Source organism: Kitasatospora sp. NPDC048545 (assembly GCF_040651155.1).
Taxonomy (GTDB): domain Bacteria; phylum Actinomycetota; class Actinomycetes; order Streptomycetales; family Streptomycetaceae; genus Kitasatospora.
Genome location: NZ_JBEZIQ010000039.1, coordinates 32,446 through 45,771 on the forward strand (window position 1 = coordinate 32,446; position 13,326 = coordinate 45,771).

Genomic DNA, 13,326 nt, shown 5'->3' on the forward strand with positions numbered 1-13,326 from the left:
TGTCGGCGAACGGCCGGCACGGGACGACGGCGACCCCGTACCCGGTGGGACCGCCGACCACGGCCAGCTGGGGACGCGTCCTGCGGGCGGGCTACCGGGCCGGCGGCAACAGGGGTCCCAGCGGCCCCAGGTCGAGGTTGAGGTCCTGCATGGTCAGCCCGTAGCGGGTGCACAGATCGGTCATGCGGTCGTGCAGGGCCATCAGGGTGGCTCCCAGGGTCTCCTCCTGTTCCTCGGTGAGGTCGCCGGCTTCGACGCGGTGCAGCGCCTGACGCTCCATGAGCTGTCGCAGCAGCTCGACGAGGGTGAGGACGAGCTTCATCAGGTCCCGTTCGACCGTCTCGGGGTCGGTCGTGATCCTTCGGGGCATCTGTTGCGGGCGGCTCCGGCCTGCGGGCGCCCCGTCGCTCGTGGTGGCCGGCAGGACACGGAGCGCGCGCTCGGCCGCCTCGGCGACCTCTTTGCGACGGTCCGGGTGGGGGAAGCTGTCCTCGGTCACGGTGGTCCCGTTCTCCCGGCGGGGCGCGCCTCGGCCCACGGGGCGGGGTTGCGGTCGCTGATCGAGGTGATCAGGGCGCGCAGCGAGATCCGTACGAGGTCGATGTCGGCGACGGTCAGGACGAGGTCGCCGGTGACGACCACTCCACCGCTGAGCAGTCGATCCAGCAGATCGACGAGGGCGACCTGCCGCTGTGGCGGGGTCGTGCCGGCGCGGGCGACGGGGGTGCGGTCCGGGGTGATCACGGTGTGCTCGCGCCGGGCTCGGGAAGGGTGGCGAAGGAGTAGGGGGCCCATGGGCCGGTGACCTCGACGCGCAGGCCGTTGAAGCCGTCCGTGGCACGCAGGACCTCCTCCCGGAAGGCGTGGGCGTGGGCGATGGGCACCAGGTACGCGTCGTTGGTGACGTTCTGCCCGGGTCCGGTTGCCAGCTCTCCTTCCTGGACACGGTGCCGTGCCCACTGCACGGCGTGGGAGCGGGCGACGGCTGCGATCCGTTCTGCCGCCTGCTCGGCTGCCCGGTGGGCGTCGTCACGTGCGTCCTGCTCGCTGCGGCGACGGCGTAGGTAGGCGCGCCCTGGACTGAGCGCCGGCTCCGGCGGGGCCGTCGTTGCGGCCGAGGTGTCGGGTGCGGCTTCGATGTAGAGCTTGACGCCCAGCTCCACGTGGCCGTCCAGGCGCGCCAGGGCGTCCAGGAACAGTTCCTGGTTGTGGTCGAGCATGGCGCGCACCCGGTCCTCGTCGAGGTAGACCGTGGCCAGCCGCAGCGGGAGGAGGGTTGCGCAGGCCGTCAGGGCTTCGATGACGCCGTGGTGGGCGCGCGCCAGTACTTCGAGCCAGCCGAGGTCCTCCAGATGGCGGCGCAGGGCCTCCTCGTGGAAGTCCTCGGCGGGGACGGGGCTGACGACGGCCACCGGGGCAGTGGTGCGGTCGGACCTCAGGAGGTGGACGGGTGCGCCGGCGACGCCGGTGAGTGCGCCCGCCTCGGCGACCAGGGCGGGGGTGCGGTCCCGGGCGACGGCGTAGGCGTAGGTGAGGGAGGTGTCACTCATGTGTCACCTGGGCTTGGTCGTGGGCGAGTTGTCGGCCGCTTGGCCGGCCGGGCCGGGCGGCGCGCTGCGGCGCTTTCCTCGGGCGCGCTTGCGGGCGGAAGAGCGGCCTCGGCGCGCAGGGTCTCGATCTGTTCACGCAGGCGCCGGTTCTCCTCCTCCAGGTGGGATGTGGAGCGGTCGGCGCGGGAGGACAGCGAAGGATCGTGTTCCCACCAGTCGATGCCCATCTCCTTGGCCTTGTCCACGGAGGCGATGAGGAGGCGCAGTTTGATGGTGAGCAGTTCGATGTCGAGGAGGTTGATCTGGATGTCGCCGGCGATGACGATGCCCTTGTCCAGGACCCGCTCCAGGATGTCGGCGAGATTGGCGGAGGAGGAGGGCTGGTAGGGCGCGGATCGGGAGGGCAGCGAGCCCAGACGGTTCGCGAGGGAGTCACTCACGGTGCGCTGTCCTCCGTTCACTCATCGGGCTGCCGGTGCGGTCAGCGCGCGTGGCGCCGGGTGTGGGCCCGGATCTCGTCGAGGCGGTCGAGGAGTTCGTCCTCACGCCGGTCGAAGGTCTCCTCGTCGATCTCTCCGGCGAGGAGCGCTCGCTCCAGTGCGGCGAGTTCCTGTTGGACGGGCGCCGGGTCGTAGTACTCGTTCTCAGCGGTTTCGATGACGCGTTCGAGCACCCAGACGGTGCCGCGCACCGGCGCCAGCGGGAGGGTGAGGATCTGGGTGATCAGTCCCATGGCCCGGCTCCTTCAGATCCTTCAGACGAAGCTGTAGGGGGGCAGCGGCCCGTACAGCCGGACGTCGCAGTCGGCGCCGAGTTCGGCTGCAAGGCCCTTCTCCGCGGTGAGGAACAGTTCCCGGTGCTCGTGGTCCACGAGGAAGGAGATGTTCAGGAAGTCGTTCCCGACGGGATCGGACGCCTGTTCCTGGCGGGTGTGGGGGCGCAGTGCCTCGGTGATGCCTGCGGCCAGGGCCTGGTGACGGGCCAGGATCTCCTGCGCGACGAGTTCCCCGAGGGCGAGCGGCAGTTCGGGGCTGCCGCCGCCGGCCTTGATGTCGTCGTTGAGCTGTCGGGCCCGGGGCGAATCCTGCAGGATCTGCCGCAGCAGGACGTCCCCCTCGACGGCGGCCTTGATGTGGTATTCGGCGCAGCCTTCCAGCTGGTCCAGCCGCTGGAGGTACTCCTCGCGGTGCTGGTCGAGGGCCGCACGGACGGCGTCGTCGTCGGGTGCGGTGAGGCCGAAGCGCAGCGGCAGCACGGTTCCGTCGGCCATGAGGCGTTCCTGGACGCCCTGGTGGGCCGTCAGGTCGCGTCGTTTGGGACGCAGCTCCGCGGGTGCGTCGCTGACGACGGCCGCCAGCGGACCGGCGTCGAGGGATCGCAGTACGGCGGGGGCGGGACCGACCGTGTCGAGGCCGGTCAGGTCGAGGGGGTGGTCGGCTGCGGTGATGGAGTAGACGTAGACGGTCATCTCATTCCTCCCGTCGCCTGGTGGGCCGGCGGGTGGGCCGTGTGCGCTTGGGTGCGGGCTCCTCCTCTTCGTCCTCCTCCTTGTCGTCTCCGAGGTGGAGGGCATCGGTGACCGCCTCGACGGCGCCGGTCAGTGCGCCCTTGCTCTTGCCGCGGGCGCCGCCTTCGGTGACCTCACCCACGATGTCGGTGAGCTGGGCCGGTGCCTTCCGCCCGGACTCCAGGTCGAGGCGGTTGCACGCCTCGGCGAAGCGCAGGTAGGTGTCGACACTGGCGACTACGACACGGATGTCGATCTTGAGGATCTCGATGCCGACCAACGAGACCCGGACGAAGACGTCGATGACCAGGCCCCGGTCGAGGATCAGCTCGATGACGTCGTAGAGATTTCCGGTGTTCCCACTGCGGGAAACACTGGCTGCGCCTTGCGGCACCACAGTCACGGTGCCTCCCTTCACCGCCCGCTCTCGCGATGAACGCGGGCGTTTCTGCTTCGTCGCGAGGTCGGTCAGGTCGGGCGATCGACCTGACCACGGGTGTAGCGACGGATCCGCTCGTAGGACTGCAGTTCGCCGTCCTCGTCCAGCGTCACCCGGTAGCTGGCCAGCACGCTGGTGGTCTCGGGAACGCGTTCCAGCTCCACCACCTCCACGTCGGCTTGCCAGCCCCCCTCGACGGGCTTCAGGGCCGATACCGACTCCGGAACACGTCCGAGGAGTTCCTGCAGTTGTCGGGCGGCGTTACGCATAGCGTCCGGCGCGGATACGTGCCGCTTGCGCCGGGACGGTGACTCCGACTGGCTCTTCGTGCGGCGTACGGCGCCGGCCTGCGACCGGGTCGGGCGCGCGCTGACCTTCTTCGGTCCCGCGTCGTGCTCGTTGCCTGCGGTCATGCCTCTTCTCCCGGTCGGGGAAGGACTTCTGCGAACGCTCACCCATCACGCATGCCCGATATGCGGCAATAATATCGTTCGATTTTGTGCCCCTTGAGCGGCCGCGGCACCGCGGGACCGGGCTCGTAACGGGCTGTCTGCGTGCGGGCGCAGAGCGCGCGGCCGTGCGCCTGCAAGGCATCGATTCCAGGTGCGCGCACAGTGCGGCATGCCAGACTGGAAACGCTGGGCCCCATCTGCGGAGCCCGGCTGGAGCACGCACACTCGCTGGAGTTCGGAGTGCGTGTTCCGGCGCGGACTGCCGCGACCGATGCCGCAGCGACGGACCGGCACACTGCACGCCGACACACCGCACCAGCCGCACGATCGGCGTGTTTCGCGCTCGGCAACGACATAGAACGGCCCCTTCGCTGGTGCCGATCACTCGAGAAGGGGCGATCGCCGGAAGGGGATGCCCCATGAAGGACACCACCAAGATCGCCTTGGCGGCGGCTGTCGCCGGCGGCTACGTGCTCGGACGCGCCAAGAAGGGTCGTCTCGCGTTCGCCGTCGCCACCTACCTCGCAGGGCGCCGGTTCGGCCTCGACCCGCGCGAGCTCGCGACCGAAGGCATCCGCAGGCTCAGCGAGGTTCCGCAGGTCGCCGAGCTGAACGAGCAGGTCCGCGGCGAGCTCCTGGAAACGGGCAAGAAGGCGGTGGCCGCGGCCGCCGACCGACGCCTCGGCGAACTGGCCGACTCCTTGAGGGAGCGCACCCTCAACATCGGCAAGCCGAAGCCGGACGACGAGCAGGAGGCGGAGGAGCCGTACGACGAAACCGGGGAGGAGGAGTGGGAGGAAGAGCCGGAAGAGGACGAGGAGGAGCTCGACGAGGTGGAGGAGCCCGAGGAGGAAGCGGAGGAGGAGCCGGAGCCCGAGGAGGAAGCTCCTCCCGCGAAGCCGGCGCGACGCCGCCGCACCGCGGGCTCCGCCGATGACCGGCCGCGGCCCTCCCGTGCTGCACCGAGAAAGACCGCGGCCAAGACCGCAGCCCGCAAACCCGCCAGGAAGACGGCACCTCCGGCGAAGAAGACCGCACCGACGGCTAAGAAGACCGCGTCCAAGAGCACCGCACCCGCCAAGAAGTCGTCGACCCGGTCCACGACGTCGAAGACCGCCGCGAAGAAGACCACCGCGAGCAAGAAGGCGGCGGCTCCCGCGAGGAAGACCGCAGCGAAGAAGACCGCCGCGAAGAAGACCACCGCGAGCAAGAGCACCGCCGCCAAACCGTCGACGCGGACCCGACGGAGGTGAGCCATGGCCATCACGGGAAACAAGTCCGCGGACATGCCGGGTGTCGACCGACTGCGGGAGGAAGCCGTCAACTTCCTCGGCGCCCAGCTGGAGCACCTGGTGGAGAAAGCCGGCGACAAGGTCTCCGAACTCACCGACACCCTCGGAGACGTCGCCGAGAACGGCGGGGTCCTGCCCAAGGTCGGGGCCCGTGTCCTGCAGGGCGACTCCCCACTCAAGGCCTTCCTCTCCGAAAAGGCCAAGAGCATCAAGGACAACGTCGTCGAGAAGGCCAAGGAGACCTTCGGCGGAGGCGGAAAACCCGGCCGCAAGGCCGGCAAGAAGACGATGAACATCGTGGAGACGCTGGATGTCGGCGTGCCCGTGCGGACCGCCTACGACCACTGGACGCAGTACGAGGACTTCAGCGGATTCGCCAAGGGCGTGCAGAGCGTCTCACAGGGCGATGAGGTCACCACGGACTGGAAGGTCAAGGTCGGGCCGTCGAAGCGAAGCTTCAAGGCGACGGTCCAGGAACAGATTCCCGACGAGCGCATCGTGTGGACCTCCGAAGGAGCCAAGGGCAGCACCCGCGGGGCCGTCAGCTTCCACGAGCTCACCCCGAACCTGACCCGCATCGTCCTCGTCGTCGAGTACTACCCCAACGGCTTCTTCGAGAAGACCGGCAACATCTGGCGGGCCCAAGGACGGCGCCTGCGCCTGGACTTCAAGAACTTCCAGCGGCACGTCTCCCTGACGAACGACGAAGCGGAGGGCTGGCGCGGTGAGATCCGCGACGGCGAGGTCGTCCGCACTCACGACGAAGCCATGGAAGACGAAGCCGCCCAGGGCGACCAGCCCGAGGAGGACGAGTACGAGGACGAGCAGTACGACGAGGAGGAGGAACCGGCAGAGGACGAGTACGGCGAGGAGGAAGAACCCTACGACGAGTACGAGGAAGGCGAGGAGGAGCCGGCGGAGGGTGACGAGTACGAGGAGGGCGAGGAGGACGAGGAGCCGCTGGAGGAGGACGAGGAATACAGCGACGAAGCCCGCTGACCAGGACCGGTCGGGGCCGACGATCAGCACCGGCCCGCTCCCTGCGACTGCCGGGAGCGAGGTGGCCCGAAGATCGGGGGGAATCCACGAGCAGGATTCTCTCCGCACTCAGCCTACTTTCCGTAGAACCGGGAAGACGCGCCGCCGAGGGGGCAGCCAAGCACAGGAGGACGGCATGAGTGCGGGAAAGAAGATCAAGCACACGACCGACACCGTCAAGGGCAAGGTCAAGGAGACGACAGGCAAGGCCGTCGGCAACGAGAGCCTCGTCGTGAAGGGCAAGGCGGAGCAGGCGAAGGGCGACATGGCGCAGGCCGGCCAGAAAGTGAAGGACGCGCTGAAGCACTAGCCGCTCACGCAGCCCGACCCGGCGGCGGCAACCGGTCGCTGCCGGGCTACCGCACGGCGGGACGCTGTCCACCGGCCCGTCGATACAGCCCTCGCCGAACGCTACGACCCCGCCCCGTCGACTGTCGACCTCGTCGTGCGGGGCAGGCGCCACGGTTGCACGGGGTCGTGCCGGTTCAGCTCGCAGGAGGTAGCCATGTCCGTCCGGCATGTCCTGGTGGAACGTCCCCCCGAGACGGTGTGGCGGGTACTGGCCGATCCTTCGCAGTGCGAACAATGGGTCCCGCGGACCGCACGGATCCGGTCGAGCACGGGCCGATGGCCTCAGATCGGGTCAGGTCTCGAATACACCGCGACCATCGGTCCGTTGCGCTTCCACGGCCAGACCGTCGTACGGATCAACGAGCCGCGGAGCCGCCTGGAGCTGGAGACGTTCGCAGGCCGACTGGGCAGTGCCCGCATCACCGTCGAGCTCGTCGCCTGGGGCGCCGGCACGCTCGTCGTGATGGACGAACACCCACTGCACGGCCGGTGCGCAGGTCTCCACGGTCCGCCCGTCGCTCTGCTCCTGCACCTGCTCCACCGCCGGGCGCTCTCCCAACTGGTCGATGGTGTCGAGCAGTCCCTGCCCCGCGTACCCGAGGGGCCCGCCGACACGTCGTACATGCGACCGGCAACCGACGGTTCGCCGTGAGCTGTCGTCACCGGCGCGGGCCCGACGGGCCGGTCGAGACACGCCGGTAGGTCGAGGTGCCGGTCCGCCCGGCCCGCCCGTAGTGATCAGCACTGGTCCGAACCTCCGTGACCGCATGCCCGGGTCGAGGCCCGTGCCGGGCACTACAGCCGTTCCTCCATCCCGATAGCGGCCTTCAGGTCCTCATGGGCCTGCCCTCGTCTGCCCTCCTGCTGCTCCAGCATCGCCCGGGCGATCGCGTCGAGCTTGCGCTGGATGGCGTGTTCGGCCCGCCGCTCGGAGTTCTTCAGCATCGCGAGCAACAGCAGTGTCACCGCGCTCATCGCGTCCCCCGTCACCAGCCGCCACTCGGTCGACAGCCCGACCGCGTTCACGACGACGAACATCCCCACCAACAGGAAGCACAACAGCGCGAACAGCGGGGAGCTGGTGAAGTTGGACGCCAGCTCCGCGAACTCCTCGAACCGGCCTCGCCCGTCCTCTCCGCCCTTGCTCGCCGAATACTGGAACACCATGTCGACCACCCTCCTTCGTCCCGGCCACCGGGCGCGGCCACCGGTAGCCACCCTGGCGAACCCGACCCCGGTCGGCACGCATCATCCGGGGCGCGTCGACACACAAGGCGATCGACCGCGGCGGCGACGGCTCGGCTACGCACATGCCGCTGGCCGGCGGGCACACTGCGCGGCGCTCCTTCGCCACGCGCGCACCGACCTGAGGTCAGTCCAGCGGGTACCCCCGGTCATGCGCCACACCGTCATCCCCGGCGACCTGTCGAAGGATTCGGAGCTGGCTCGCAGAGCAGCCCGGTTCGGCCCGATGACCGCATCCCGATTGCTCTCGCCCTTGAATACGGCGAAAGTCGGCATGGCCTGAACCCCATACCTGTCGCCGATCTCAGGGATCTCGTCGATGTCGACGACCACGAAGTCGATCGACGGAATCCCCCTGCTGCACCGTGCGAAGAACCGCTCCGTCTCACCGGAAGCCCCATTCCGGGCGGCAGTGAAACGGACAACGAGATAGGCCCCCGAGGCCAGCTGCGCATCGAACCCGGCAAGGCTCTGGATCGCCTTGACCATGCGGGTTCCCCTGGCGCCGGACGGGTCGGCGCAGGCCGGCCTCGCACAAGCCTGTCAGCCCCTGTACGCCACCGCATGGCGCAGCGCCTGACGGCGTCGGATGCCGGCACCACGACCACCCCTTGTCCGCTCGACCTCCGGAGGAGCCCCAGTCGCCGCACCCTGGCGAGCCTGGCCCGAATGTGCACGCATAAAGCGGGGCGCGCCGGGCAGACGAGGGCCGAGGAAGGTGATCGACCATGATCGCGCTGTTGTTCGTCCTACTGGTCATCCTGCTGCTGTTCGGGGCAGGCTTCGCCCTTCACCTCCTGTGGTGGGTGGCGATCGCCGTACTGGTGCTGTGGCTGCTCGGGTTCGTGGCCCGCGGATCCTCGGGATCCAGCCGCGCCCGCTGGTACCGCTGGTAGCCGACCGCTCGTCCAACGCGATCCCTGTAGCCCGGGCACCCATGGGATCCGCCCGGACACGAGCCGGACGGCCCGCTCTCACCCGCCCGGGAACGACGGCGAACACCGGCCGGCCCGGGGGCACACCGACAGGAGGAACACGTGATGACCTGGGTGCTGCTGCTCGTTCTCGCGGCGATCGTCCTCGGCCTCATCGGAGCCGTCGTCCACGGCCTGCTCTACCTCCTCGTCATCGGCGTGGCAGTATTCGTCGTCGCGCTGATCCTCGGGGCCGCAAGGGTACGGCGCACGGGTCACCGCCCCGTGCGCTGAACCCACTCGGGGACAATCCGCCCCTCGTGCCGCCGACACGGGAACCCACACCACCGAGCGTCCGGAGCCGCCCGTCGTCGGCCCTCATCCGGCATCCCGGCCGGCTCGCAGCCAACGGCCGAGCGTGCTGCGCATCCTGACGACCCATCAAGAGCTACCCCACGGGACCAGGCGCTTCCACTGGGAGCAGGCAACCAGCCGACCAGCCCCCGTGAGGATCGTGTGCGGGACACCGGGAACAGTTGCTCACGCAGGGACGAGCGATGGTCACAGCACGGGCTGGCGTCCCGGACAGCACGCCGTGATCGGAACACCCGCCCTCAGCCGCCCGCTCCACCAGGTCTTCTGCGCGCCGGGCGCAAGCCGACCAGGGGCGGCGTGCCGGTCCGCCGCGCCGACCACGTCGGTCCGCTCACCCCGAGCCGCGCCGCCGACACGGAAGCACGGGTCGGGTTGAACAGCATCAACCCCGGACAGCCCGGGGCATTGACGCCGCACTCGGCACGATCCCGCCACCGGCGTTGCCCGGCGGGCGTCACTTGAGGGGCATCCCGTAGTAGGGGTCGTAGTAGAGGGCGTAGCGGTCCCGGTAGCCGGTGTCGGCCTCGTGGGTGTGCTCGTCGTAGTCGGGGCCGTTCTTGATCTCCTCCTTCGTCCGGTCGAGGTGGACCTTGCGTTCGTCGGGTTCGATCCGGGACACCGTCACTGCGGGCAGCAGGACGAGCTTGCCGAAGATCCACGGCCCGGTGTCGACGACCAGGAACTGCGTGCCGGCGTCCTCGGACAGCTTGTGGATCTTGCCGATCGGCCCGTCGGTGGCCTCGACGTGAAACCCGACGAGGTCGGTGTCGGCGGTGTGACCGGAGTCGGTGCGGAACTGCCAGATGTCCACGCGGTCGCCCATGCGCAGCCGCCCTTTCGCTCGGGACCGACCCGGTTCGGCCGGCCTGGGAGTCATCGTGTGCCCGCACGCCCGCCTTCCATGCCGCATCAGCCGCATCGACCGTTCCGGGCGTGTTCCGCGCTACAGACCGTCTCTACCGGCACCACCCGGCCCTCACCGGGGAACAGGTCGCGGGCCGGACGGGGAGCGCCATGTCGGCGGGCTCGCATGCAACGCGTCACCGCGGATTCCCGCACCGTCACCGGAGTTGAGGTTCGCTTTCGGGATGCCGGGACGTGACCGGTTCGCTCCAAGGGCTGCGGGAGGACAATCGAAGGAGCGATGGTCGGATGGACACCGCCCCGAGCACCACCCCGGCTGGAAGGACTTCGGGCATGCACACACCCCTGAGCGCCCACCGGTGCCCGGCACCCGCCGGCACCCGCGTCCTCGCGCTGACCGGTCACGCCGACCTGGACACCGCACCGGCCCTCGCCCACGCCCTGAGCAACGCCCTGTCCGACCCTCCCGTGCCCGGCACGCTCGTGGTCGACTGCTCCGCCCTGGGTTTCTGCTCCTCCTCCGGCCTCAACGAACTCCTGCACGCCCGCCAGTTCGCGATCGCGGCGGGAATCGGCTTCCACCTCGCCGCCCCTCCCGCCAGGTCACCCGGCTTCTGGACATCACCGACACCGCCGCCGTCTTCGACATCCTGCCCGCCCGGCCCTTGCCGTCCGACGCCGAAGCCGACTTCGCGGACGGACGCGCCTGACCGGCGCCGACGGCCACGGACGCGGTCCGGGCGCGTGCAGGCCGATCCGGCTCACCGCACGGGCCGAACCGGTGGGTCGCCACTGGACCGTGCAGCAGGGCTGCGGACGACAGCCGGTGGGAGCACAGTCCGGGGTCCATGTCCAGGCGGGCCCTGGTCCGGCTGCGCTGGTGCCGGGCGCCGATGCTGCTGAGTGCCAGGCAGCCGCGCGCGCAGGACGGCGGCGTCGCGCAGGAAATGGCCGACCAGCCCGCCGGAGACCGCCACCCTGACGCAGTCGCTGAGGTAGGTAATCGGCAACACAGCGCCCTGCCAGCCGACGACATCCCCGCGTTTTCCGCGACCTCCACACCCACCACTCGCGGGCCTCAAGGCCGAGGCCGCGAGCCGGTGGACGACGGTGGGCCCTCACCATCGACCTGCACCTTGCCTCCATGGAGGCCGCCGGCGCCGGGGGCAGCGGTCGGCGGTGGTCTCGCCGGAACTCGCCGGTCGGGGCCGAGGAAGACGGCCTCAGCAGGCGGAGGCGGTATGTCGCTGCGCACCGACCTTGCCGTCGTCTCGTTCTCCCGGCCGTAGTGTTCGCGCTTCCAGTTGGCGTGACGATCAGGTCCGTGGCCTCAACGAGAATCCTTTGGGGGCGTGTCGAGCGTGGTGGTGATGACCTTCGTGGCCAGGGTCAGGGCAGCGCTGATGCGGTCCTCGAGGTCGGTGGACAGGTGGAGTGCGCCCAGGCCGGCCGAGGTGACGAAAGCGGAGAGCTGCTCGCGCTCGGCTCCGGTGAGGTTGACCGAGCGGGGGTGCGCGAGCAGGTCGCGGGCGCTGTAGCCTTCGGCCCCCACGAGGACCGTACGGGCAGCGTCAGCGAAGATCCTCTCGGCGTCACCGGGGCGACCGGCCGCCGCAGCAAGATCGGAGACCGTCAGGGCGAGACGGAGGTCGAAGATCGGCATGTCATCGTGGCTGTCCAGGCAACAGTGGGCGTTGATCATCGCCTCGGCCTGCTCCGCGCACGGGCGGCCGGCGAGCAGCATGCAGGCGACGGTCAGCGAGGAGGCGACAACGGCTTCCCAGGGTTCCTCGGCCGGGGCTTCGGCAAGGACCCTGAGCGCCAGGTCAGTGTGCCCCTGGACGGTGAGGGCGATGGCACCGACTTGGCGGCCGTCGAACATTCTCCGGCCGCCCTCGCCCGCTTGCTTCAGGTGCAGGTAGGCGTCAACCCAGCGCCCGGCCCGGACGAGGGCACGCGCGCCGTCGTACACGCGCACGTTGTCCAGCCATTCACTGACATCTCCCTTCGCGGGGCCTGGAATGGTCAAGTCGGCGAGTGTGACCGTCCGGCCTTCCAGCACCGCGTCGTTCCCGCTGGCGACTGCGAGCGCGAGTTCGTCCATCACGGCGATTGCACCGCTGCCGTCACCCTCGCGGATGGCCAGGTTGGCGAGGTTGACCAACGGTTCGAGTGCGAGGCAGGCGTGTTCGGCAGCGAGCGGGCGACGGGCGAGGTACAGGTCCGCGTGGCTGAAGCACAGAGTCCGGGCCAAGTCGGGCAGGCCCCGGTCGGCGGCCAGGAGGGCCGCGAGGTTGTGGACGCCAGACGCGGCGACGAGGTCAGAGCCGACGTCGGCCGCCTTGGCAAGCTCGGTGAGCCGTCCTACCCGATGGTCGAGAGGACGGGCGAGAGCGCGCTTGCGGGGGACGAGCGGGTAGCGGTTGAGCGCACCGGCGAGCGGGCCAGTTGTGATCACGGGGCGGCTCCTGGAGTGGAGTACAGGTCGAGGACGGCCGTCGCGGCGGAGCCGGCAAGCAGGGCCTGCTCCTCATGGCTGAGCCCGAGCCGGTTGGCGTGGAACAGCTGCTGGTGCGCGAGGACCCGTCGAAGCCCGCGTTGGAGCCGACCGCTGTCGTTCAGCTTCCGGAGTCCGCGGCCGTAGTCCCCGAAGGCCTCGAACCATTCGGCGGCGAAGGCGAGTCGGCCACCTGACACGAGAGCCGAGTCCGGCCCGGTGTCCGTACTCAGCAGGGTCCGCACCGAATCGCGGAGTCGCGATCCGCCGGCCGTGGTGGTCGGACGGTTCTCGGCGACCTTCACCCACGTGTCGCCGATCTCGTACCAGTCCAGACCGGCTGCTCGCATCGCTGCGACGCCGAGGAGGACGGCCAGTTCGCGCCGCTGGTCGGGAAGTTGACCGGTGTGGACTGCGCGCAGATAGGCAAGGGCGCAGCGGCTGTCGAGGTGGAAAAGGCGGTGGGCGGCATCCATCCCTTCCAGGCCCCCGAAGGCGCGGGTCTCCGGCTCGTAGACCACGGTGGTCCAGGCCGTGATCATTCCGGCATCGCGGCACTGCTCCAGCGCCTCTTCCACCGCCGTCGTGCCGGTGGCCCCCTCCGCCGTGCCGGCCGGCTGGAAGCGCAGCCGCCAGCGGTCGCCCTTTCGCAGGAAGTGCCAGGTGGCGATTACGGCGTTGCCCTCCAAGGCGGCCAGGGCTGGGCCGAGGTACCGCGCCGCGTGGATCTCGGCGGTGGGGCCGGCCAGGTGCAGGTGGTGCTGGAACCAGGACGGTTCGTCAGGGCTGTTCACGGTGCCTC

The 13,326-nt window shown here is 69.8% G+C and carries 20 protein-coding genes; 7 read left to right on the forward strand and 13 right to left on the reverse strand.

Annotated elements, in window-relative coordinates; all coding sequences use genetic code 11:
• Nucleotides 1–91 precede the first annotated feature (91 nt).
• The 8 genes from AB0D10_RS30715 to AB0D10_RS30750 all read right to left on the reverse strand — a co-directional run bounded on the left by AB0D10_RS30715 (nucleotide 92) and on the right by AB0D10_RS30750 (nucleotide 3,909).
• Nucleotides 92–499, reverse strand: a complete 408-nt coding sequence (locus AB0D10_RS30715) for a gas vesicle protein K (protein ID WP_360262214.1) — start codon at nucleotides 497–499, stop codon at nucleotides 92–94.
• Complete coding sequence (locus AB0D10_RS30720) at nucleotides 496–741, reverse strand: gas vesicle protein (RefSeq protein ID WP_360262266.1); 246 nt, start codon at nucleotides 739–741, stop codon at nucleotides 496–498. The genes AB0D10_RS30715 and AB0D10_RS30720 overlap by 4 nt, the downstream gene beginning before the upstream one ends.
• Nucleotides 741–1,550, reverse strand: coding sequence for a GvpL/GvpF family gas vesicle protein (locus AB0D10_RS30725; RefSeq protein WP_360262215.1), 810 nt, complete (start codon nucleotides 1,548–1,550; stop codon nucleotides 741–743). Before AB0D10_RS30725 ends, AB0D10_RS30720 begins: the two co-directional genes overlap by 1 nt.
• Nucleotides 1,547–1,990: a gas vesicle protein gene (locus AB0D10_RS30730; protein ID WP_360262216.1), complete on the reverse strand. Its 444-nt coding sequence runs from the start codon at nucleotides 1,988–1,990 to the stop codon at nucleotides 1,547–1,549. Before AB0D10_RS30730 ends, AB0D10_RS30725 begins: the two co-directional genes overlap by 4 nt.
• Before the next feature lie 41 nt (nucleotides 1,991–2,031).
• Nucleotides 2,032–2,283, reverse strand: coding sequence for a gas vesicle protein GvpG (locus AB0D10_RS30735; RefSeq protein ID WP_360262217.1), 252 nt, complete (start codon nucleotides 2,281–2,283; stop codon nucleotides 2,032–2,034).
• Nucleotides 2,284–2,304: 21 nt separating this feature from the next.
• On the reverse strand, nucleotides 2,305–3,018 hold the full coding sequence (locus tag AB0D10_RS30740) for a GvpL/GvpF family gas vesicle protein (RefSeq protein WP_360262218.1): 714 nt from the start codon (nucleotides 3,016–3,018) through the stop codon (nucleotides 2,305–2,307).
• A 1-nt stretch (nucleotide 3,019) separates the two neighbouring features.
• Nucleotides 3,020–3,460, reverse strand: coding sequence for a gas vesicle structural protein GvpA (locus tag AB0D10_RS30745; protein ID WP_360262219.1), 441 nt, complete (start codon nucleotides 3,458–3,460; stop codon nucleotides 3,020–3,022).
• Nucleotides 3,461–3,525: 65 nt separating this feature from the next.
• Nucleotides 3,526–3,909 carry a gas vesicle protein gene (locus tag AB0D10_RS30750; protein ID WP_360262220.1) on the reverse strand — a complete coding sequence of 128 codons (384 nt, stop codon included), beginning with the start codon at nucleotides 3,907–3,909 and terminating at the stop codon, nucleotides 3,526–3,528.
• A 458-nt stretch (nucleotides 3,910–4,367) separates the two neighbouring features.
• Between AB0D10_RS30750 and AB0D10_RS30755 the strand changes: the two genes are divergently transcribed.
• The 4 genes from AB0D10_RS30755 to AB0D10_RS30770 all read left to right on the forward strand — a co-directional run bounded on the left by AB0D10_RS30755 (nucleotide 4,368) and on the right by AB0D10_RS30770 (nucleotide 7,281).
• Complete coding sequence (locus AB0D10_RS30755) at nucleotides 4,368–5,201, forward strand: histone protein (protein WP_360262221.1); 834 nt, start codon at nucleotides 4,368–4,370, stop codon at nucleotides 5,199–5,201.
• A gap of 3 nt (nucleotides 5,202–5,204) precedes the next feature.
• Nucleotides 5,205–6,239, forward strand: coding sequence for an SRPBCC family protein (locus tag AB0D10_RS30760; RefSeq protein ID WP_360262222.1), 1,035 nt, complete (start codon nucleotides 5,205–5,207; stop codon nucleotides 6,237–6,239).
• A gap of 175 nt (nucleotides 6,240–6,414) precedes the next feature.
• Nucleotides 6,415–6,588 (forward strand): CsbD family protein, encoded by a 174-nt coding sequence (locus AB0D10_RS30765; protein WP_360262223.1) that lies wholly within the window; start codon nucleotides 6,415–6,417, stop codon nucleotides 6,586–6,588.
• A 195-nt stretch (nucleotides 6,589–6,783) separates the two neighbouring features.
• On the forward strand, nucleotides 6,784–7,281 hold the full coding sequence (locus tag AB0D10_RS30770) for an SRPBCC family protein (RefSeq protein ID WP_360262224.1): 498 nt from the start codon (nucleotides 6,784–6,786) through the stop codon (nucleotides 7,279–7,281).
• A 143-nt stretch (nucleotides 7,282–7,424) separates the two neighbouring features.
• Here AB0D10_RS30770 and AB0D10_RS30775 read toward each other — a convergent pair whose 3' ends face one another.
• Together AB0D10_RS30775 and AB0D10_RS30780 are read right to left on the reverse strand one after the other, a co-directional pair.
• Nucleotides 7,425–7,796: a low affinity iron permease family protein gene (locus AB0D10_RS30775; protein WP_360262225.1), complete on the reverse strand. Its 372-nt coding sequence runs from the start codon at nucleotides 7,794–7,796 to the stop codon at nucleotides 7,425–7,427.
• Between the two features lie 135 nt (nucleotides 7,797–7,931).
• A complete protein-coding gene (locus AB0D10_RS30780; protein WP_360262226.1) occupies nucleotides 7,932–8,363 on the reverse strand; it encodes a thioredoxin domain-containing protein in 432 nt (143 codons plus the stop codon).
• 239 nt (nucleotides 8,364–8,602) lie between these two features.
• Here AB0D10_RS30780 and AB0D10_RS30785 point away from each other — a divergent pair, with 239 nt between their 5' ends.
• Nucleotides 8,603–8,770 carry a hydrophobic protein gene (locus AB0D10_RS30785; RefSeq protein WP_360262227.1) on the forward strand — a complete coding sequence of 56 codons (168 nt, stop codon included), beginning with the start codon at nucleotides 8,603–8,605 and terminating at the stop codon, nucleotides 8,768–8,770.
• 144 nt (nucleotides 8,771–8,914) lie between these two features.
• Nucleotides 8,915–9,082, forward strand: a complete 168-nt coding sequence (locus AB0D10_RS30790) for a hypothetical protein (protein ID WP_360262228.1) — start codon at nucleotides 8,915–8,917, stop codon at nucleotides 9,080–9,082.
• A 535-nt stretch (nucleotides 9,083–9,617) separates the two neighbouring features.
• On the opposite strand, the gene AB0D10_RS30795 is transcribed toward AB0D10_RS30790, so the two are convergent.
• Nucleotides 9,618–9,986, reverse strand: coding sequence for a PRC-barrel domain containing protein (locus tag AB0D10_RS30795; protein WP_360262229.1), 369 nt, complete (start codon nucleotides 9,984–9,986; stop codon nucleotides 9,618–9,620).
• 374 nt (nucleotides 9,987–10,360) lie between these two features.
• Here AB0D10_RS30795 and AB0D10_RS30800 point away from each other — a divergent pair, with 374 nt between their 5' ends.
• Nucleotides 10,361–10,930: an STAS domain-containing protein gene (locus AB0D10_RS30800; RefSeq protein ID WP_360262230.1), complete on the forward strand. Its 570-nt coding sequence runs from the start codon at nucleotides 10,361–10,363 to the stop codon at nucleotides 10,928–10,930.
• A 427-nt stretch (nucleotides 10,931–11,357) separates the two neighbouring features.
• On the opposite strand, the gene AB0D10_RS30805 is transcribed toward AB0D10_RS30800, so the two are convergent.
• On the reverse strand, nucleotides 11,358–12,485 hold the full coding sequence (locus AB0D10_RS30805) for a hypothetical protein (protein ID WP_360262231.1): 1,128 nt from the start codon (nucleotides 12,483–12,485) through the stop codon (nucleotides 11,358–11,360).
• A complete protein-coding gene (locus tag AB0D10_RS30810) occupies nucleotides 12,482–13,318 on the reverse strand; it encodes a thiopeptide-type bacteriocin biosynthesis protein (protein WP_360262232.1) in 837 nt (278 codons plus the stop codon). The genes AB0D10_RS30805 and AB0D10_RS30810 overlap by 4 nt, the downstream gene beginning before the upstream one ends.
• Nucleotides 13,319–13,326: the final 8 nt, after the last annotated feature.

Bases quoted from the DNA above. Each gene is read 5' to 3' on its own strand.
- AB0D10_RS30750 (WP_360262220.1), bottom strand. From the start codon at position 3,909: ATGACCGCAGGCAACGAGCACGACGCGGGACCGAAGAAGGTCAGCGCG.
- AB0D10_RS30770 (WP_360262224.1), top strand. From the start codon at position 6,784: ATGTCCGTCCGGCATGTCCTGGTGGAACGTCCCCCCGAGACGGTGTGG.
- AB0D10_RS30755 (WP_360262221.1), top strand. From the start codon at position 4,368: ATGAAGGACACCACCAAGATCGCCTTGGCGGCGGCTGTCGCCGGCGGC.
- AB0D10_RS30785 (WP_360262227.1), top strand. From the start codon at position 8,603: ATGATCGCGCTGTTGTTCGTCCTACTGGTCATCCTGCTGCTGTTCGGG.
- AB0D10_RS30740 (WP_360262218.1), bottom strand. From the start codon at position 3,018: ATGACCGTCTACGTCTACTCCATCACCGCAGCCGACCACCCCCTCGAC.
- AB0D10_RS30800 (WP_360262230.1), top strand. From the start codon at position 10,361: ATGCACACACCCCTGAGCGCCCACCGGTGCCCGGCACCCGCCGGCACC.
- AB0D10_RS30775 (WP_360262225.1), bottom strand. From the start codon at position 7,796: ATGGTGTTCCAGTATTCGGCGAGCAAGGGCGGAGAGGACGGGCGAGGC.
- AB0D10_RS30735 (WP_360262217.1), bottom strand. From the start codon at position 2,283: ATGGGACTGATCACCCAGATCCTCACCCTCCCGCTGGCGCCGGTGCGC.
- AB0D10_RS30790 (WP_360262228.1), top strand. From the start codon at position 8,915: ATGACCTGGGTGCTGCTGCTCGTTCTCGCGGCGATCGTCCTCGGCCTC.
- AB0D10_RS30725 (WP_360262215.1), bottom strand. From the start codon at position 1,550: ATGAGTGACACCTCCCTCACCTACGCCTACGCCGTCGCCCGGGACCGC.
- AB0D10_RS30760 (WP_360262222.1), top strand. From the start codon at position 5,205: ATGGCCATCACGGGAAACAAGTCCGCGGACATGCCGGGTGTCGACCGA.
- AB0D10_RS30765 (WP_360262223.1), top strand. From the start codon at position 6,415: ATGAGTGCGGGAAAGAAGATCAAGCACACGACCGACACCGTCAAGGGC.
- AB0D10_RS30795 (WP_360262229.1), bottom strand. From the start codon at position 9,986: ATGGGCGACCGCGTGGACATCTGGCAGTTCCGCACCGACTCCGGTCAC.
- AB0D10_RS30780 (WP_360262226.1), bottom strand. From the start codon at position 8,363: ATGGTCAAGGCGATCCAGAGCCTTGCCGGGTTCGATGCGCAGCTGGCC.